Origin of the sequence: Gilliamella sp. B14448G11 (assembly GCF_016101765.1) — a bacterium.
GTDB classification, from domain to species: domain Bacteria; phylum Pseudomonadota; class Gammaproteobacteria; order Enterobacterales; family Orbaceae; genus Gilliamella; species Gilliamella apicola_N.
The window spans coordinates 25,042-44,913 of the sequence record NZ_JACFPX010000007.1 but is presented as its reverse complement, the minus strand read 5'-3'; the positions used below and the strand labels follow the sequence as shown (position 1 = coordinate 44,913).

Here is a 19,872-nt window from a genome sequence, read left to right as displayed (position 1 = left end):
TATATATTTATAGCATAATGATTATATCCAGTTAGTTATCTCTGTAACGAATTAGATAAACAGTGATTTGAAGTAGGTCTTTATTAATATTAATGATAAAATTTGCCCACATTAATAATAATTTCAAAATTTTAATACGATGAAAAAAATAAAATATACTTTACTTGTTACTTGCAGTTTGAGCTTGGTGGGCTGCTTTGAAAGTAGTTCACTCGATCGTTGGATAGATAATCCGACGGCTAATGAAATTAAATTGACTATTGATGGTAATGAATTAACGATTCCTGCACAATCAGGCATACAATATAAATTTGATTATGGCAAACATACTTTAACGTATAACGATGATTCACTAAACTTCATTGTTAAACCCGCTAAATTTGGAATGGCAAGCTTTATTAATCCTACCCAAAGTAACTATTTTATTTATACTGTCGTATATTCAACTTCAAATATAAGTCAGGAAGAGTATGACAAACTTTCACAAAGAGTGATAAAAAAATTACCTATAATTGTCAATGGTGAAGAAGCAGAAATAGAACTTCCAACTGTCGAGATTAATGATGTATTCATCGATAGAATGGATACTAAGTGGGATTATTCGTTTGATGAACCTTTTCCTGAAGAGTTATTTGAAGAGCTAAATTTACCTAAAGGCTCGTATTATTACGATGACAAAAGAAAACTGTTTCGAGAAGGGGATTTTATTGATTATTTGAAAAATGATGGGGTAGAAGAAGCGATCAGTTTCTCTTATCAACCCAAAAAGTTCAACGAAACTACCAAACATGTCTTTCCAAATATTGATTTAACAGCCATAAAATGTGAAGCCGGTCAAACGTACATGAAAGAATTATTAAATGACTGGCATCATTTATTCACGCTGAAAGGTGGAGATTTTGCAAGTACTTATAATAAATTGACGTCTAATGACGCAAGTCATAAAAATTATGAATCAAGAAAATTGTGTAATCCTGAAACTGATCCAGACTGTACCTATGATAAAGCATTGACTGAAATTACTAATGCTATTCGTGATATTCGTGATGTGCACTTTTTTGTAATTAAATCATAATGCACTGACAATTTAGAAATTGTCTAAACGATATTCTTAATCCACTCGTCATAAATAGGCATAATATTATTTGTAATAGTATTATGCCTGAATATTTTTCTTACCTTTCTTCTTTTATAATATGTAATGATTACTCATTAAATTTTTAAAAATGTGTTATATAAAAAGATGAAAAAATTGAAGACAAGCAATCAATTAACAATCAAATAATAATATGATAAATTTTTTGATTTTTATTTGCTAAAACCATTAAGTAACATTATAACTTTGTAAGTAATTGTGTTATAATTTACATTATCTTTTAACAATCTTAACAAAATAATGCGATGAAAAAAATTAAATCTACTTTAACTCTTATTTGTAGTTTAACTTTAGTTGGCTGTTTCGACTCTACTTTTAGCAATAGTTCTGTTGACCGATGGATTGATAATCCTACTGCAAACGAAATAAAAGTCACTATCGACGACAAAGAACTCACCATTCCTGCAAAATCAGGCATTAAATATGCCTTTGAGTATGGCAAACACACTCTAACATATAATGGTGATTCACTTACTTTCATGGCAAAACCTGCAATATCAAACAATACTGGATTTATTAATCCAACACAAAGTAACTATATTTTGTTAACAACCTACTATACCAACAGTGATGAAGTCTATGATCAATTGATCAAGCCTTACCTTAAACTTATTCCAGTTTCCGTAAACGGCGTACCTGCAGAGATGGAATTACCAGTACAAATTTTTAATGATGTATTTATCGAAAAAAATAGTAATTCTTGGGATTATTCAGTCGATGAAGAACTGCCTGATTCCGTGACGGTTCGAGGTGAAAACCAATATCAAGCACAAAAGCGTAAAATGTACCGCGAAGATGATTTTCTTGATACCATAAATTCAGAAGATATCGATGAAAAAGTGAGTCTTCCTTACACGCCTAAAAAATTTTCTGAAATCAAGAAACATGTATTACCAACCCTTGATTTAGACAAAATTGAATGTAAAGAAGGACGCGAGTTTCTGGAATCACAGCTTAAAGATTGGAATAAATTTTTTACCACTAAGGGCAGTGAATCAGGTAATACTTATAAACAGTTGACTTCACACGAAACGTTCAAGAAAAAACATTCACTATGTTCTGGTCAAGACCCGCAAAATACTTACCAATTCACGACCAGAGAAATTGAAGACGCAATGGATGATTTGAGACAAATAAATTTCTTTGTTACCGAATAGGTGAATCTTTACCTAACAAACCAAAGCGATTATTAAATACCTAATAACGCTTCATAAGAACTTACTAAGTGGGCATAAAATCAGTTTAATTTTATGCCCGTATTTTTTACTCTTATTTAATCTTATATAACGATAAAAATGTTTAGTCATTTTTTACTTCATAAGGTATTTTGTAATTTAATGCCTTAACTAAAGTTCCATTAAAACAACCAATCATGCAAAATTGAAATAAAATTATTGAGCTATATCACACAAATTATAAAAAAAGATTTATTTATTATTCATTCTAGATAATATTTATCAAAAGAATAAATGAAAGGAATATCGTATGGGTAAAACTAAATTAAAATTAGCCGCTATTATCGGAGCTGTAATTCTTAGTTCTTCGATGGCTTTTGCTTCACTTGAGGAGGCAAAAGATTTAAAAATCATTAGTTATAATGTCTATAATGGCATGAAATTGGATGAGTCAGAAGGAAAACAAAAATTTATTGATTGGGCGAAAATGCAGGATGCCGATATTATTGCTTGGCAAGAAATGAATTTTTTTACTCGTGAAAAACTTGAAAAATTTGCGGCAAGTTATGGTCACAATTATGCAGTATTATTAAAAGAGGCACCAGATGATCCCGCCTCTTTCCCTGTTGCGATCACGTCAAAATACCCAATTGTGAATGTAAATAAAGTCGTTGATAATTTATGGCATGGCGCTTTATATGCGGATGTGGGTAATTATCATTTTGTAATAACCCATATGAACCCATTTTGGACGTCAAAAAGAATAGATGAGATCAACTTGATTATTGATTCAATCAAATACAGTACAGATCCAAAAGGTAAATGGATTATTGCTGGCGATTTAAATTCATTCTCCCCAGCAGACAAAACGGAATATGACAACAGCAAATTATTGGAGGATATCAAAGATAAACAAAAGAAACGACCAATCTTAGATAATCTTGTTAATGGCCAATTGAGTTATACGGTACAACAAAATTTACTGGATGCGGGTTATATTGATGCTTTAAAACTGAAAAACAAACAATTTATTTCAACCGCACCGACTAAAGTATTTTATGATCAGGCATCAACGCCATTGCGATATGATTATATTTATGTTTCTCCGAAACTTAAAAAAGATGTCATTGATGTTAAAGTTTTGAAAGATGAATTTACTGATACGTATTCCGATCACTATCCAGTACAAATGATTATTCATAATAAATAATAACAATACTACTTAACTTAACTTAACTTAACTTAATTGCTTAATAAGTCAGCCATACTGCAATAGTATGGCTTTTTTATATTCATCAGTTTTAATGCTAAAAGTGATAGGTTGTGATAAGACTCTCAAAAACAAAATGTAATTTAAAGTAATATTAATGTTTAGCAATTTTAACTCGCTAAATCTTTTTAAAGGATAAATAACGATGAAAAAAAATTTTTGGGTAGTTAGTTTGATTGGACTGTTTTCACTCTGTTTCAATGTTTATGCTGATGACGATCTGGTAAAAACACAATATCAAAGTTCGCCTAATAAAGTCTATGCCGAAGGTAAACAACCACAAATAACGGTGGCTAATTACAATATTGCTGGTGGACTTAGGAAGCATAAAATGGATCTCGATTTAGTCGCTAATGCTATTAAAGCCATGAATGCTGATATTGTTACACTTGAAGAAGTCGATCAAAAAACCTCTCGCAGTGATGGTTTGGATCAGGCAAAAGTTTTAGCTGAAAAAACTGGAATGCATTATGTTTTTGGTAAAGCGACTGAAATGAAAGGGGGAAATTACGGCAATGCAATTTTGTCTAAGTACCCAATCGAAAAAAATAAAGTCTTTTTATTGCCATCGGGTTCTTTCGAGCAAAGGTCACTTATGCTTAGCAAGATTAATGTTCCCGGCTTTGATTCTCCTATTTATATCTTCAATAGTCATTTCGACTGGCATGAAGAAGATGAAGTGAGAATGTCACAAGCACGATTTATTAATAGTATCGTTTTTGATGATCTTGATTTAGATGATGAATTTCCTAATTTAGCAACGGGAATTATGATCTTGCTAGGTGACTTTAATTCTGTTGAAAGTGACAGGGTGATTAAAGAACTTGATAAATATTGGAATCGAGTTAAAAAAGATGGCGTTGATACACGTACTTGGCCAGCAGGCAATCCTGGATTAGATCTTGATCACATATTTACCAGTCGTAACCAAGTCTGGAGTGTAGAGCAATTAACCATACCTAATGATGGTAATGAGTGGAACGGTATTAAATGGCCATTAGTCAGTGATCATATACCTGTTATTGCTAAGCTAAAATTATTAGAACAATAATGAATGGGCGGAATGCCCATTTTTTATAAATAAAAGAATAACGGATTTAATCACTCAATTTATCAAAGAGAGGATTGTCGGATAATTTATCCATAGTTTGAAATAAATTCAGTTTCGAAACGATTAAACCAATAAAAAATGGGCGGAATGCCCATTTTTTATAAATAAAAGAATAATGTATTTAATCACCCAGTTTAGCAAAGAGAGGATTGTGGGATAATTTATCCATAGTTTGAAATAAATTCAGTTTCGAAACTATAAGACCAATAAAAAACGAGCGATATGCCCATTTTTTATAAATAAAAGAATAACGGATTTAATCACCCAATTTAGCAATGAAATGTATGTAAAATAATTCACCCACCAATTCAATAAGCGTTTGGGTCACAATTACCGCTGGTAATAAAGGGATTGCGTTAGGTATAGCAAGAGCTAAAGGAAGTATTACCAGTGCATTTCGTGTGCCTGCACTAAACGCTATTGAGCGACTTGCACAACTGGGCAGATGAAATAGCTTGGCTATCCTCCAACCGAGTAATGGTGCAATGATGGCAAAAATCACATAATAGGGTATCACAATCAAAGCGGTTGCTACGGTGTTTTCAAGTTGCGGTAAAATGGCGATGATCACCACAAATAATGTGAGTGCCGTTGCAGGAACTGGCATTAAATTTAGATATTGAGCAACGGTCGAGCCAATTTGATTACGCTTAGCGTAATATTGAACAATAGTAGCCAAAATAAATGGCACTAGTATTAACTCAATAAAAGCATGAATAAACGGAGCAAATTGAATTAGGCTTTTAACTTCATCCCCAATAAATAAGCCGAGATAAATTGGTAATAGTAACATTTGCATGACTAAAAGAATTGGCGTTGACATCATCAACGATTTTGCATCGGCTTTCCCAAGATGCGAAAAAGTGACAACGTAATCAATGCATGGTGCAAGCAAAACAAATAATACGCCCAGTTTTATCAAAGGAGCATGAGGTAAAAATAAAGCTAATATGCCAACAAACAGCGGGATTATCACAAAATTAGTGATTAATAAGGCTGCAATAAATCGCCCTAGAGTAAAAATCTTTTGAGTTCAGTAATGGGAACTTGTAGAAAAGTGACAAATAACATATACGCAAGCACTGGATTTATCACTATGACTAATATACTCGTGCCTTGTATACAAAAAGCTAAAATAATGGCAACGACAATCGTCACAAAGTAAAGGATAATTTGCTGTTTTTCTAACAATTCTTTAATGGTTGGCATATCAATGATTGATTTTTATTTAAAGAAGATTGTTTTATAGCTTATCAGAAAAGTAGATGTTTATCTTCATACTTATTGGTAAAGTATAGTTTGTTCGTTTTCAGCTTCTGTGACAGATATTTTTTACTTTTTTACTTTTTTACTTTTTTACTTTTTTACTGGTGATTATTTGTTAGTGAAAAAGTTTCAACTCAAAATGATTATTATGAAAATCAATGAGGTTAAGCAAATTAACTTAATTAAAAATTTTAAACAAAAAGCACTAACTTATTTAAAAAACTCAATATTGTGAATCTCATCACATTGTACAATAAAAGTAAGCATATCCCTGAAATTATTAAATGCTTCCGTTTTTAATTACTCTTTCCTTTCCTAACTGTAAGTTAATTAAATTAAATTTACTCAATCAGGGATTTATCGTGCCACATTTACTATTTCATTTTGTTAAAACCAAAAGTATTTATTGAGGAATATGAACAAAGTAGAAACTGCTATCACGATCACAATTTATTTTTTCTGACCCGTTTATACTACTTATTGAATTTGTTAATCTTTTCCATAAGTTTTGTTATCGAAAGTGAGGTAGTAATGAAAAAATGTATGAAAAATTGGATAACAGTGGGGATATTGTCCACTCTGTGTTTACCTATCCATTCTGTTTGGGCTAAGGACTATCAATTGTCTGGGAAGAATACGACTATTAAAATTTCGGATAGTGACAATCAAAAAAGTATTACTTCCTTAGATTTTATTAATGCTAAAAATAGTGATCAAATCAAGGTGAACACCTTGTTTGAAATTACACTAAGCTCGGGCAAAAAATTGACGGATAAAGATTTTCAATTAAAAACATTAAAACAAAATGATAATAATTTAACATTAACCTATACTGGCCACGATCTTAATGTTGAAACGTTATTAAATTTAAATGATGATAATCATTTTGCGAGTTTTGAACTGCAAATCACCCCTAAAACTAAATCACTTTCAATGACGGCAATTTCTTTGATGCCATTTCATTCGCAAGCACCTTTTGTTTATGGTTCTGTGGTGAGTTCACCTATTATTAGTGATACCTTTTTTATCATTCCTGAAAATCCGCTAACAAATACCGTTGCTTATGAAGGGGGCGTTTCGCAAAAAATTCCTCAGGAAATTCCTTTACAAGCAAATCATACTTTAAGTTATAAAACCTATATCGGTACTTTTGAAACAGGTCAGTTAAGACGTCATGTTAACCAATTTATTAATTATGTGCGTGAACGCCCTTATGCACCTTATTTACACTATAATTCTTGGCTTGATATTGGTTTTTTTAATCCTTATACCGAAAAAGAAGCATTACTACGCATCGATCAGTATGGAAAAGAATTGGTAGAAAAACGTCATGTTAAGCTTGATGGTTATCTATTTGATGATGGTTGGGATAACTTAAAAGGTAACTGGGGATTTGGCAGTAATTTCCCTGACGAATTTAATAAACTAAAAAGTGCTTCGGAAAAATATCATGCTGCATTGGGTATATGGTTGTCACCATGGGGTGGCTATAACAAACCACGAGATACTCGTGTTAAAAATGCATCTGAATTTGGTTATGAAACAATGGATGGCAAATTGGCACTATCAGGACCTAAATATTATGCCAATTTTCATAAACGTATTATTGAGTTAATTAATCAGCAAAATATCAGTATGTTTAAACTTGATGGCACAGGTAATGCTGATAAGGTTATTGCAGGTAGTGAATTCACCAGTGATTTTGATGCTGCTATCCATCTAATTAAGGATATGCGCAGTGCTAATCCTAATTTGTATGTCAATCTAACAACAGGTACACAAGCCACACCATCTTGGTTGTTTTATGCTGATTCCATCTGGCGGGGAGGCGATGATGTTAACTATTATGGTCCAGGTACAAAAGTTCAGCAATGGTTGACCTATCGTGATGCGGAAACCTATCGTTCAATTATTATGAAAGGTCCCTTATTTCCATTAAATTCGTTAATGTTACATGGCATTGTCTATGCTAAACAGGCCAAACATCTACAAAAAGAGAGCGACACTGATTTTGCTGATCAAGTTTGGAGTTATTTTGCAACGGGTACTCAACTGCAAGAAATGTATATAACTCCTGAATTACTTTCAACTACAAATTGGGATACTTTGGCTAAAGCAGCTATCTGGGCGCGTGATAATCAACATGTATTATTTGATACACATTGGATTGGGCAAGATCCTACCAAATTAGCTGTTTATGGTTGGGCAGGTTGGTCAAGTGATAAATCAATTATTACGTTACGTAATCCGTCTGATAAACAGCAAGTTTACTATCTTGATCTACAAAATGATTTAGAACTACCTGCCAATGCTGTTCAACATTATCAAATCAATATTGATTATATAAGTAAATCTCATGCAGATAAACCAGCCAAAATTGACAAAACTGCAATGATAACATTAGCGCCATTTGAGACAGTGATCATGTCTTTAACGCCTCAGTAATCATAAAACACCTTACCTTACTTTGTTAAGGTAAGGTGTTATCTTTAAGCGAGTAAATAGAGTATTAATTAAGCTTGAAAAATTAGTAATTAAATAATAATAGATACATTAGATTATCAACAATCGTAAATAACAAATTTATATATATCGACAACCTAGAAAAATCCTACAACATTTTGATGACACTCAATAAAGAGTGAACAGCCATTTATATTCTATAAAAAAGGTTTGGCTTGAAAATAAAGTGAATAAAATAAAAAACTCACAATTTGCCTATTAAATTAGCAGATTATTCAGTTATCTTTAATCAGACAAGTTAACGTCGGCTTTTCTTCTGGCAAGGTAGATAGCTTTATGATTCTCATTCGCCCACTTGATAAGCGTATTCATTGGTTTTAAAAACGATTGTCCTAAATCTGACAAAGCATATTCAACACGGGGAGGGGCTTCGGCATAAATGGTTCGAATAATATAACCATCTTTTTCGAGTTTTTTTAATGTTCGCGAAAGCATTTGCCGAGAAATATCATTAATTTCTTTATGCAAGACACTAAAACGTATTGTTCGGTTTTCAAGGGTTTTTAAAATTAATAAGCTCCATTGGTCACCGATTCTATCAAGCACATCACGAATCGGACAGGGATGATCAAATTGGATCGACGTATCATCAAATAGTTTGGTCATTTTAACTCTATTTTCTAGTAATAATTAGATAAGTCACACCGATGTGACCTAGTTACATTCAGGTTACTTATTGTTTTAGTTCAATTTTATTGTTAACATTTAATAAGTCTACATTATAGACTAATAAAAATTGATTGCACGGATTTTTGAGTTTAATTGACTATTTAGGAGTGGCTATGAGTATATTAAAAAACAGTATGGTAGCAATATCATTATTATTTATAACAACTGGTGCAATTGCCAATGAAAAACCAACTTCTGATATTGCCCAAGAAGAAAATAATAAAACATTGGTCGTTAATTTTTATAATGATTTCTTTAATAAACATCAAATCAACGAAGCGTTAAACATTCTCACTGAAGATTATAAACAGCATAATCCATATGTACCGGATGGTCGAGCACCATTTATTACCTACTTTTCCGCATTTTTTAAAGAACATCCTCAATCCAGTGCGCAAATTGTTCGTACTGCTGTAGATGGAGATCTTGTTTGGCTTCATGTTCACTCTAAAGAAAATGAAAAAGATCTGGGTAAAGCGGTACTGGATATATTTCGAGTCAAAGACGGTAAAATTGTTGAACACTGGGATATCATTCAAAATGTGCCAGCAACTGCTGCAAATTCTAATACCATGTTTTAACGAGTATTCGCTTTTAACCAATATTATTTTAAAAGATACGATGTGTTAATTAATACGGCGTCTTAGCAAATGTCCAATTTAAATAAAAGCACTTAATTAGTGCTTTTACTTATTATTCTTTCAATCTTTAATTGTTTCAACTACCTCAATTTTCACTATTTAACATTTTTAGCGTATACAGAAAATAAAATTTATTGGCTGGATTTATAAAAACATTATCCCTTCATATGTATCAGACTGAAACAACAATAGTGAAAGCTTCTATATTTTTCTTTTCATTTTTTACTAAACCCAATATACTTGCCAGCCTATTAATTGATAATAATTATCATTATTAATTGCGTGGTTAATATTCAATAATTATCTATCACTTAACATATTGATTAATATTATGGAAGGAATCAGATATGAAACATAAAAAGGCAGGCCTATTATTACTCTTTATGAGTTGCTCTCTCCACGCTGAATCATTGATAGGTGGGAACCTCACGTCTGATAAGGATGACAAGCAACAAAAAATCACTGATAAATCTAACTCACCGAATTCAGTGAAAAATAACGCTCAAAATGATGATATTGATGATGTTATAACTGTTATTGCTCGATCGACGTCTCAAGATGAACTTAAAAAGATTAATAGTGTTATTGCAGGTCGTTCCACACTTTCTTCAAGGCTAATTGAACAAAAACAAGCCGACAATGTCGCCGAATTACTCAATACATTACCGGGTGTCAGTTCTGCTGGATCAGTAAGACCAGGCGGACAAACTTTAAATATATGGGGATTTGGTAAAGTTGAAGATGTCAAAATTATTGTTGATGGTGCGCAAAAAGGCTTCCAAAAATATCAACAAGGTTCAGTATTTGTTGAGCCTGAATTATTAAAACAAGTGGAAGTTAATAAGGGTCCACACGATGTAAAGTTTGGTAATGGTGGCTTTGGTGGTGTGGTCAAAATGGAAACGAAAGATGCGATAGATTTGCTTGATCCTGACCAATATGTTGGTGCTTTGGTAAAATACAGTTTCCATTCTAATAATCATCAAAATATGGTGACCAGTGCCGTTTATGGACGAACGCAAGATGATATGTTTGATGGGCTGGTTTATTACACCAATCGCAATAGTGGTAATTTTAAGCGACCAGACGGCTCCAGATTTGTCTTTTCAGAAGATGATATGGATACCTACATGGCTAAGTTAAATTTTAGACCCAATGAAGAACATACATTCACTGTTTCAGGTGTTCGTTCTAAACGTGATTCATGGCAACCATGGGCAGCTAAATATGTCGAAAAAATGACGCCCCCAACAGCTGCTCAAATTAAAAAATATGGTTATAAAGCTGCGTGGTTAAGAAAGTTAGTCAAACGCGATCAAACCGATGAATCAGCCCAATTTAAATGGAATTATCAACCAACTTATAACCCATTTATTAATTTTACTTTGCATACCACTTATTCTAAAACCAAACAGCATGATACCCGTCCGAGTAAATATAATCCCGTTTCATCTTTGGGTACTATGGGTAATGAAAGTTGGGTTAGCTATACGGATAAAACCGTTGAACTTGAAAATATCAGTATTTTTTCTACCGGACCGATTGATAATGCTTTAAAAATCGGTGCGCAAGTACATTTACACGACCGTGATACCCTGATGTATTATAAGGGTTATGAAAAGAAACCTAACTATAATAATGGTTATTTTCAACCTGCTTATATGCCATCCGGTAAACAACAGAATTATAGTTTTTATATCCAAGATGAGCTTTCTATTGATACTTTTGTTCTAACACCATCACTTCGTTATGATTATGTTCGTAATCATGGTAAGCAAAATTATGCTTCAGCCTACAATGACCCAGATCCTCGTTTTGGTCATGACTATTCACCCGTGAATTATTCTGGTTGGACACCAAGATTTGGAGCCTATTGGCAAACAACACAAAATATCGGATTTTTTAGCGATATTAGTTATGCTTGGCAAGCTCCGACAATTGATGAAACATATGAAGTGCAATTTACCCCTAAAAATGGTGGTTCAGGTAAAATCAGTGCCACAAGTCGTAATTTAAAAAAAGAGCGTAACTTGTCAATTCGGGCAGGTAATATTCTCGATTTCAGTAATATATTATTAGAAAATGATAAATTACAAATCAGAAATACGTTATTCAGACAGCAAGTTAAAAACGAAATTTTTATTACGCGTGGCTTTGATGGTTCAATTTGTGGACCCGGTAACTCATGTCCGCTTGGTCAATCCAATTATCATAATGTTCCGGGTAAACTTGTGATACAAGGTTTTGAATTAGAAGCTTTCTATGATAGCCGATATTGGTTTGCCAGTGCCACTTACTCTATCCAAAAAGGGGAACGTGATTCAACACCGCAGGCAATATGGATGCATAACAAAACTTATGTGGCAACGATTGCTCCGCGCACAGCAACCTTAACCTCTGGTTTTAAAATACCTGAATGGAATGTTCGAGCAGGTTGGAATGCTCAATTTGTGAGAAAACAAGATCGCACAGGTCTTGAAGATAGAAATCATGATGGTATAAAAGATCTGGGCGCTTACGGTTTAGGGCGTTCATCAGGCTATTCAATCCATAATTTATTTGCAACATGGCAACCAACCTTTTTACCGAAAGCGGAAGTTAAGTTAGCTGTTGATAATTTATTTAATAAAGATTATAGACTCTATTTAGGTGAGAATACCTATGGATTAGCGCGTAACTTTAAAGCCAGTTTTTCATATCGATTCTAGTTTGTACATTCAAATTCTGCTAAATAATGAGCAGAATTTGAAAATTGCAATTCATTTTATTGATATCTCATTATGCTTTTAAAAATTTTGTTCTCCTTTCAAAAAGGAATGTTTAATTATGGATACGATTTATTTTAATCTTTGAGATAGCCGAAGTTTGACTTTTTTTGCACTTAAAAAAAGCTGCAATCTAATGACTCATTTTTTTAGTGATCTTGATGTGATCAAAGAAGTGTCGAATTAAAACGAACTTAAGCAATAAAATTGGGTAATTTATTTTTTTATGTCACAATGGGATGAATTGATGCAGTTTATCTTCAAAAATCTTTTTTATAAAATGCATGAAATAAGCCATATAAAAGTGTTTATTCATTAACTATTTTATAAAAACAGGATTTTTTTATCGTAAAATCGATTTAACTCAAGTCAAATTATCTGCCAACTAAAAATATCAAGAGGAAAAAGTAAATGACTCAATCAAGACACACAAAAGGTCTGGAAAATATCGAATCATTATATGGTGAAATGGGAGCCAATGGTTTAAAAAATAACGCAAAATTAGCGCCGAAATTCGAAGAATATATTTGTGATTTTGCTTATGGTGATATTTATAGTCGTCAAAGTTTATCCTTGTTACAAAAACAGATCGTCACCATATCTTCGCTTATTACTCAAGGTTGTGTGCCAAAAGAGTTAAAAATGCATATTCATGGTGGCTTAAATGCTGGATTAACGGAAGAACAAATTTTAGATATTTGTGTTCATTGCTTACCTTATGTAGGCTTTCCTCGTGTTACTAGTGCATTAAAAATTGCCCACCAAGCATTTGAAGAAAGAAAACCGAAATAAACCATTCAAAACAGCACACATTAATTTTAATATCACACGTCAATGTGAATGAAATGCCATAAAAATTCCATAAAAATATTTTTTATGGTATCCACAAGGATAATGATTAATAAATAATCTTAATGATTTCCTGATGAGTTAAAGTAAAACATAGCGTTTGGATTGTTTAATCCATATAACCAAAAACAGGGTTCGGCCTAAACTAAATAAAATATAAGAAAACCATAATCCATTATTTCCAAAGACGGGCACAGCAAAGTATTGTGCTATAAACCAAACTAATAACGCCAATAACATTGAGTCGCGAATAGATGAGGTATAACTGATACCTGAAAACACGCCATAATAGATTAATCCTCCAGCTGCAACAATAGGGAATACCATTAACCAAGATTGATACTGAAGCGATAGGGTTATAATCTCAGTTTGATTCGTTAATAGTTTTATAATTGCAGTATCAAAGGCTAACCAAATTGCAATCAAAATTATTGGGCAAATAATGCAGGCTTGTAGTGACCATCGTAAAGTTTGATTATAAAGTTGAATATTTTTATTACCTTTAGCTCGGCCACTAAAGACGCTTGAAGCATTAGCAAAACCGTCAAATAGGTAAGCCATCATGTAATGAATCTGAAATAAAACGGCATTGGCGGCTAATACTTCAGTATTGAATGTTGAGCCAATCGAAATAAAGTGATTAGTTACCGTTAATAAACAGATAGTGCGGATCATTAAATTAGTATTAACTAAAATGACCCCTTTTAACGATTGCCATGACAAAATAGATTTTATATCGATTTTTTGTTTAGTTCTGGGTAAGTACCGGTAGATAAACCAAATACCGACCAAGGTACAACATATTTGAGCAATCAATGTTGCAAAAGCCACTCCTTGAATGTCCCAATGCATCCACCAAACAAAAAGCATCGCCATTATAATATTCAGTAGATTGATAAAGACTTGTAAAAACAGCACGGCTTTTACTTTGGATATCCCCATTAACCAGCCAACTAGGACATAATTAATCAGAACAAAAGGGGCTCCCCAAATTAAAATCGAAAAATAGAGATCCGCATAATGCTGTACATCTTGATTAGGTTGGATGATGTGCATTGAGGCGCAAAAAATCAACTTTTGAAAAATAATAAATATCAAACCTAAAAAGATAGCAATAAATAAAGGTCTGATAAGAGAAGATCTTAATAATAAACAATCATCCAAAGCTTGTGCAGCAAAACCAGTAGTACTGACTCTTAAAAATCCAAATAACCAATAAATGGTATTAAATATTACTGTCCCTATTGCAATACCAGCAATAAAGGCAGGATTAGGCAAATGACCAACTAAAGCCGTATCGACCACACCCAGTAGTGGAGTGGTGATGGTTGACAGAATAAACGGAATAACTAATTTAAGATAATCTTTAAACTGATATTGATGATTCGATGTTGATGAATGGGTCATTTTTAAAAACCTAAAATTGATTCAAGTAACTGTTTAGAATAAGGATTTTTAACTTGACTTAATTGTTCTATTTTATCAATGTATTCAACGATTTCACCTTTATAAAAAAAGGCAATTTTATCACAAAGGTAAGTGATTGTGGTTAGATCATGGGTAATAAAAATACTGGTTAGATTAAGCTGTTTTCGCAAATCGGCAAGTAGTTCTAAAATTTGGGTTTGGACCGAAATATCTAATGAGCTCACTGCTTCATCAAATAAAATAAATTGAGGAGAGCAGGCTATCGCTCTTGCAATGCAGACGCGCTGTAATTGACCACCACTCATTTCATGAGGAAAACGCTCATAAAAAGAGCTGTCTAATCCTACTTGTTCTAATAAAACATTGATACGCTGCTTTCGATCATTTTTAGATAACCTTTCATAAATATCAAGCGGTTCAGCAATAATCTGTGCAGCAGTAAAATAGGGGTTAACAGAAGCATTATAATCTTGAAATACCGCGCTGATATTTTTACGCATGGCTGATTTTTTCCATATGCGAGTACTAATATCTTGTCCATTAAAATAAATTTTGCCACTGTCAGGTTTTTCTAAGCCTAAAATTAGCTTTCCTAATGTACTTTTCCCACTACCACTTTCACCAATAATACCGAGACACTCTCCTTGTTTTAAATCAAACGATACCCCTTTAATAACCGTCGTTTTTTTATTACTAAACAAACGTTGGTTAGGTTGTAGAAAAGATTTTTTAACATTAGCAACTTGTAATAACGGTGGCATTAAATTGTCTCCACTATTAAATTTGGATGATTGGCATAAGTAACTGCATTAAATTTATTCAATAATTGTTTGCGAGTGTCGATTAGATAACGAGTATATTCATGTTTAGGATGATAAAAAATCTGATCACGACTGCCCGATTCAACAATCTTTCCTTTATTCATCACAATAATCTCATCGGCAATATGATGAATGACGCCTAGATCGTGAGAAATAAAGATCATGGTCGTTTTGGTTTTGATCTTTTCAAGCATTTTTAAAATATAAAACTGGCTAATCGAATCTAATGCCGTTGTGGGTTCATCGGCAATAATAAGTTCAGGCTCTAGCATTAACGCCATACCAATCATTATGCGCTGTAACATGCCACCACTTAACTGATGCGGGTACTTTTTATAAATCTCTTTGGGTTTTTCGAGCCCTATATTTTCAATCATCGCTATCGTTTTAGCAATAGCATCGTTTTTGTTAATAATGAGATGCGCTTGCAGGGTTTCGACCACTTGCTTACCAATGCAATAAAGTGGATCAAAAGCACTCATTGGGTGTTGTAAAATTATCGAAATGACACTACCACGCATTTGATTCAACGTCTTTTTATTCTGTTTTAATAGATCGAACGCTAAATTAGCATTTTGAGGTTTAAACAGGATTTGCCCAGTCACGCTAAAGTAGGATTCTAATAAGCCGATGATCGCTTTACATGTCAAACTTTTGCCACTGCCACTTTCCCCAACAATGCCTAAGCATTGATGATGATTGACCGTAAACGATATATCATCGAGTAGCTTATCCCCCTTATTGAGGGTAACGGTCAGTTGTTTTACGGATAGCAATGGGCTACTCATACAGTTTTTTCCTTTGGATCTAAAATATCTCGTAAACAATCACCCAACATATTAAATGCTGCCACAACGATTAAAATGGCTATACCCGGAAAGACCATTTGCATCGGGTGCTGCGTCATTACATTTTTTGCTTCACTTAACATTAATCCCCATTCAGCGGTAGGCGCTTGGACGCCTAATCCAATAAAAGACAAAGCCGAGATATTTAAGATTACCCAACCCGTATCTAACGTTGCTAATACAACCAGTTCTGACAGTATATTAGGCAATAAATGACGACAAATGATAAAAGAATGTGGTGCGCCAATGGCTCGTGAAAAAAGAATATAATTTTTTCGACTGTACTTGATCACTGAACTGCGAATCATACGACTGTACCAAGCCCATTTAACGACAATATTAGCAATAATGACGTTTTCAATACCTACGCCTAACACACCAACAATAGCCAAAATCATCACTTGGCTCGGAAATGAGAGCATAATGTCACAAAGGCGCATTATACATTCGTCAAGTTTACCTCGCCGATAACCAGAAATAAGGCCGATGACACTACCAACGATTATGGTAATGATCATAGTTAACAGTGATAAGAATAGGGTTGAGCGAATACCATACAGTAGCCGTGAAAAAATATCACGGCCAAGATGATCACATCCAAGCCAATGGTCACTCGATATTGCAGCATATTTACGGACGATGCGAACTTTATTGGGATCAAACGGTGCAATATAAGGGGCTAATATCCCTAAAATAATCATTGTGGTGATGATAAACATGCAAATTAACGCCGTTTTATTGTTAATCAGTTTCTTAGTTAGATTCATATGGCACCACCATTATCACGTAATCGTGGATCTAGCCATTGATGAATAACATCTACAATAAAATTACACACTACAAATAAAATAGCCATAATTAATATATAAGCTTGAATGACCGGATAATCGCGATTCATAATAGCTGCGATACACAAACGACCCAATCCCGGCCAAGAAAATATATATTCAACAACAAAAGAGCCAGCGATTAATTGCGGAATGGTCATGCCTAAGGCGGTGATGGTGGTGTGCAGTGAATTAACAAGCACATGTTTAAGTATAATCGTTTTTTCTTTCAAACCTCGACAGCGAGCATAAAAGACCGAATAATTATGCATGTTCTCTAACATATTATTACGAATAAAACGGATATATGTTGAGATATAAACAAATGATAAAGTTAAAGTTGGTAGAATCAGATTTTGCCATGTTCCATAACCATTGGTAGGCAGTAAATCTAAATAATTGGCAAACAGCCAAATAAAGAGTAAACCTAACCAATAACTCGGCATTGCCGTGCCAAGAAAAATAATAATACGAACAATATGATCGAAAGCTGAATTAGCAAAAATTGCACATAATACGCCTAAAATTAAACTGATGATGAGTGTAAATGCAAATGATGACATTGCTAAAATTAAGGTCGGTATTAAGCTGCGAATTATCTCATCCCAAACCAGTCTGTCTCGATGAATAAAAGAACGACCAAAATCAAGATGTAAAACATCATAGAGCCAAATAAAATATCGTTCCAAAAAAGGCTTATTTAATCCTAGCTCTTGGCGCATACTTTCAATAGCATCAGGGGTTGGCATGATTTCGTTTAAGCGTAATGCAACTTCAGCAGGATCAGAAGGTGCGAGATTGATAAGTAAAAAAGCGATAAAAGAGATACCGAATAATATCGGTATCATCATCGTTAAACGTTTAATAATATAATTTAACATTATTGGTCAATAATATTAGTCTTTTAAAAATGCATTTTCTCAAACGGAATATCAAATTGAGAAGGGGCGAACTCAATTCCTTTTAAAGATTTAACCGCAATCGCACGATTACGCTCATAAGTCAGCGGAATATAAACCGCTTCATTATGTAAAGTTTCTAACACATAACGGAATAGATCTTGTCGCTCTTTTTCATCCGTTGAAATTAATGCTTTACTGATACTTGCATCAATTTGTGATTTTTCTTTTAAACCTTGTTGTGCCATGTAATCACCATATACAGGTAGTTTCATCCCTGATAAAAATGATTGTGGATCATATGGCGTACCCCATGAGATATCAAACACCATATCAAAATCACCGGCTTTTTGGCGATCACGATAACCTTGTTCTTCTTCACCATGAATATTAAGCTTTAATCCGACTTGCTCAAATTCATCTTGCATATATTGGGCAATCGTTTTTTGGGAGGCGGTATTACTGTCGTAATATAAGGTAATTTCAAAAGGCTTACCGTCTTTTTGACGATAATCTTGACCTTTAACTTTTACCCAGCCGGCTTTATCAAGTAGGGTTTCGGCTAGTTTAGTGTCATATACATAAGGTTTTAAACCAAGGTTAGCATAAGGAATATTGGTTGCCATTAATGTATCAGCAGGCGCTTCACTGTTATTGAAAATACCCTCTGAGATATCTTTTTTACTGATGATATGTTCAATTGCTTGGCGCACATTCACATCGCTAAGTTGGCTTCGGGTCGTATTCATTAGAACAATTCGGCTTGAAACTGGTTTAGACATTAAGGTTTGAAACTTATCCATGGTAGAAAAACGTTCAAACGAATCAGCATCAACCATATTTTTACCATAAATCAGATCGATTTCGCCTTTTTCCAATGCCATTAGTCGACTTTGATTATCCGCGATAACTTTCATCGTCACTCTTTTTAGGATTGGTTTTGTTCCCCAATAAGTTGGATTTGCGTTAAATACTGCATATTGATCTTTCTTATGATCACCTAAAACATACGGGCCGGTACCAATGTAAGACTTAACCCCATTTTTAGTTTCACCGTCGATCATAGAGTTAGGTGAAATAAAACGCATTGGGCGAGTTACAGCAATTTCAATCATAAAAGGGTAGTAAGGTTCGGAAAGATTTACTTGTAACGTATAATCATCTATCGCTTTGACTTCGGTAATCAAACGAACCATTTCTAACCAAGTATGACGGACTTTATTTGATAATACCGCATCCCAGTTTAGTTTTGCACTGTGCGCATCAAATTTTGCGCCGTCACTAAATGTAACGTCTTTTCTAAGTTTGAATGTATATGTTTTACCGTCGTTAGTGATAGTCCAGCTTTCTGCAAGCCAAGGCGAAAAAGTACCGTCTTCGTTATAGTGAACTAATGATTCATACAACATATTTTGAGCCCACATTTCACCTGAGTATAAATGCGGATTTAAATCACGAATATCACGAAAATTGGCGAAAGTAATATCATCTTTAGCAAAACAGTTAAGACTAAAGCTGCTTAAAATTAGAATGATGAGTATTTTTTTTAAATGAGGGAAATTAAAAGACATACCTATTCCATGAAATAATTATTGTCAGGGGAGGCGGATGATACAATAAATGA

15 protein-coding genes and 1 pseudogene are annotated in these 19,872 nt (G+C 33.4%); 8 read left to right on the top strand and 8 right to left on the bottom strand.

Annotated elements, in window-relative coordinates; all coding sequences use genetic code 11:
* Positions 1 to 139: 139 nt before the first annotated feature.
* The 4 genes from H3S88_RS06635 (at position 140) to H3S88_RS06620 (ending at position 4,652) form a co-directional block, all read left to right on the top strand.
* Entirely contained in the window at positions 140 to 1,075 is a 936-nt protein-coding gene (locus H3S88_RS06635; protein WP_198228364.1) for a hypothetical protein, read from the top strand.
* 326 nt (positions 1,076 to 1,401) lie between these two features.
* A complete protein-coding gene (locus H3S88_RS06630) occupies positions 1,402 to 2,313 on the top strand; it encodes a hypothetical protein (protein WP_086327663.1) in 912 nt (303 codons plus the stop codon).
* 328 nt (positions 2,314 to 2,641) lie between these two features.
* Positions 2,642 to 3,541: an endonuclease/exonuclease/phosphatase family protein gene (locus H3S88_RS06625; RefSeq protein ID WP_198228362.1), complete on the top strand. Its 900-nt coding sequence runs from the start codon at positions 2,642 to 2,644 to the stop codon at positions 3,539 to 3,541.
* 205 nt (positions 3,542 to 3,746) lie between these two features.
* The gene (locus H3S88_RS06620) at positions 3,747 to 4,652 is read left to right on the top strand and encodes an endonuclease/exonuclease/phosphatase family protein (protein ID WP_086327562.1); all 906 of its coding nucleotides are present in this window, start codon (positions 3,747 to 3,749) and stop codon (positions 4,650 to 4,652) included.
* Between the two features lie 316 nt (positions 4,653 to 4,968).
* Here H3S88_RS06620 and H3S88_RS06615 read toward each other — a convergent pair.
* Positions 4,969 to 5,921: pseudogene (locus H3S88_RS06615) on the bottom strand (arsenic resistance protein).
* Between the two features lie 600 nt (positions 5,922 to 6,521).
* On the opposite strand from H3S88_RS06615, the gene H3S88_RS06605 reads away from it, so the two are divergent.
* A complete protein-coding gene (locus H3S88_RS06605) occupies positions 6,522 to 8,423 on the top strand; it encodes a hypothetical protein (RefSeq protein ID WP_198228356.1) in 1,902 nt (633 codons plus the stop codon).
* Between the two features lie 303 nt (positions 8,424 to 8,726).
* Here the strand turns inward: H3S88_RS06605 and H3S88_RS06600 are convergent, their stop codons facing one another.
* Entirely contained in the window at positions 8,727 to 9,107 is a 381-nt protein-coding gene (locus H3S88_RS06600; protein ID WP_198228354.1) for a helix-turn-helix domain-containing protein, read from the bottom strand.
* 176 nt (positions 9,108 to 9,283) lie between these two features.
* On the opposite strand from H3S88_RS06600, the gene H3S88_RS06595 reads away from it, so the two are divergent.
* From H3S88_RS06595 to H3S88_RS06585, 3 genes are all read left to right on the top strand, one after another.
* Positions 9,284 to 9,751: an ester cyclase gene (locus tag H3S88_RS06595; RefSeq protein ID WP_232352523.1), complete on the top strand. Its 468-nt coding sequence runs from the start codon at positions 9,284 to 9,286 to the stop codon at positions 9,749 to 9,751.
* A gap of 407 nt (positions 9,752 to 10,158) precedes the next feature.
* Complete coding sequence (locus tag H3S88_RS06590) at positions 10,159 to 12,519, top strand: TonB-dependent hemoglobin/transferrin/lactoferrin family receptor (RefSeq protein ID WP_198228352.1); 2,361 nt, start codon at positions 10,159 to 10,161, stop codon at positions 12,517 to 12,519.
* A 468-nt stretch (positions 12,520 to 12,987) separates the two neighbouring features.
* Positions 12,988 to 13,368 carry a carboxymuconolactone decarboxylase family protein gene (locus H3S88_RS06585; protein WP_198228350.1) on the top strand — a complete coding sequence of 127 codons (381 nt, stop codon included), beginning with the start codon at positions 12,988 to 12,990 and terminating at the stop codon, positions 13,366 to 13,368.
* Between the two features lie 138 nt (positions 13,369 to 13,506).
* On the opposite strand, the gene H3S88_RS06580 is transcribed toward H3S88_RS06585, so the two are convergent.
* From H3S88_RS06580 to nikA, 6 genes are read right to left on the bottom strand one after another with little or no spacing between them, the layout of a single operon-like run.
* Positions 13,507 to 14,832, bottom strand: a complete 1,326-nt coding sequence (locus H3S88_RS06580) for an MATE family efflux transporter (RefSeq protein WP_198228348.1) — start codon at positions 14,830 to 14,832, stop codon at positions 13,507 to 13,509.
* 2 nt (positions 14,833 to 14,834) lie between these two features.
* Positions 14,835 to 15,614 (bottom strand): ABC transporter ATP-binding protein, encoded by a 780-nt coding sequence (locus H3S88_RS06575; protein ID WP_198228346.1) that lies wholly within the window; start codon positions 15,612 to 15,614, stop codon positions 14,835 to 14,837.
* Positions 15,614 to 16,462 (bottom strand): ABC transporter ATP-binding protein, encoded by an 849-nt coding sequence (locus H3S88_RS06570; protein WP_198228345.1) that lies wholly within the window; start codon positions 16,460 to 16,462, stop codon positions 15,614 to 15,616. The genes H3S88_RS06575 and H3S88_RS06570 overlap by 1 nt, the downstream gene beginning before the upstream one ends.
* Positions 16,459 to 17,289: a nickel/cobalt ABC transporter permease gene (gene opp1C, locus H3S88_RS06565; protein WP_198228343.1), complete on the bottom strand. Its 831-nt coding sequence runs from the start codon at positions 17,287 to 17,289 to the stop codon at positions 16,459 to 16,461. Before opp1C ends, H3S88_RS06570 begins: the two co-directional genes overlap by 4 nt.
* Complete coding sequence (gene opp1B, locus H3S88_RS06560; protein WP_198228341.1) at positions 17,286 to 18,230, bottom strand: nickel/cobalt ABC transporter permease; 945 nt, start codon at positions 18,228 to 18,230, stop codon at positions 17,286 to 17,288. Before opp1B ends, opp1C begins: the two co-directional genes overlap by 4 nt.
* A gap of 23 nt (positions 18,231 to 18,253) precedes the next feature.
* A complete protein-coding gene (nikA, locus tag H3S88_RS06555; RefSeq protein WP_198228339.1) occupies positions 18,254 to 19,819 on the bottom strand; it encodes a nickel ABC transporter substrate-binding protein in 1,566 nt (521 codons plus the stop codon).
* Positions 19,820 to 19,872: the final 53 nt, after the last annotated feature.

Bases quoted from the DNA above. Each gene is read 5' to 3' on its own strand.
- H3S88_RS06635 (WP_198228364.1), top strand. From the start codon at position 140: ATGAAAAAAATAAAATATACTTTACTTGTTACTTGCAGTTTGAGCTTG.
- H3S88_RS06630 (WP_086327663.1), top strand. From the start codon at position 1,402: ATGAAAAAAATTAAATCTACTTTAACTCTTATTTGTAGTTTAACTTTA.
- H3S88_RS06625 (WP_198228362.1), top strand. From the start codon at position 2,642: ATGGGTAAAACTAAATTAAAATTAGCCGCTATTATCGGAGCTGTAATT.
- H3S88_RS06620 (WP_086327562.1), top strand. From the start codon at position 3,747: ATGAAAAAAAATTTTTGGGTAGTTAGTTTGATTGGACTGTTTTCACTC.
- H3S88_RS06605 (WP_198228356.1), top strand. From the start codon at position 6,522: ATGAAAAATTGGATAACAGTGGGGATATTGTCCACTCTGTGTTTACCT.
- H3S88_RS06600 (WP_198228354.1), bottom strand. From the start codon at position 9,107: ATGACCAAACTATTTGATGATACGTCGATCCAATTTGATCATCCCTGT.
- H3S88_RS06595 (WP_232352523.1), top strand. From the start codon at position 9,284: ATGAGTATATTAAAAAACAGTATGGTAGCAATATCATTATTATTTATA.
- H3S88_RS06590 (WP_198228352.1), top strand. From the start codon at position 10,159: ATGAAACATAAAAAGGCAGGCCTATTATTACTCTTTATGAGTTGCTCT.
- H3S88_RS06585 (WP_198228350.1), top strand. From the start codon at position 12,988: ATGACTCAATCAAGACACACAAAAGGTCTGGAAAATATCGAATCATTA.
- H3S88_RS06580 (WP_198228348.1), bottom strand. From the start codon at position 14,832: ATGACCCATTCATCAACATCGAATCATCAATATCAGTTTAAAGATTAT.
- H3S88_RS06575 (WP_198228346.1), bottom strand. From the start codon at position 15,614: ATGCCACCGTTATTACAAGTTGCTAATGTTAAAAAATCTTTTCTACAA.
- H3S88_RS06570 (WP_198228345.1), bottom strand. From the start codon at position 16,462: ATGAGTAGCCCATTGCTATCCGTAAAACAACTGACCGTTACCCTCAAT.
- opp1C (WP_198228343.1), bottom strand. From the start codon at position 17,289: ATGAATCTAACTAAGAAACTGATTAACAATAAAACGGCGTTAATTTGC.
- opp1B (WP_198228341.1), bottom strand. From the start codon at position 18,230: ATGTTAAATTATATTATTAAACGTTTAACGATGATGATACCGATATTA.
- nikA (WP_198228339.1), bottom strand. From the start codon at position 19,819: ATGTCTTTTAATTTCCCTCATTTAAAAAAAATACTCATCATTCTAATT.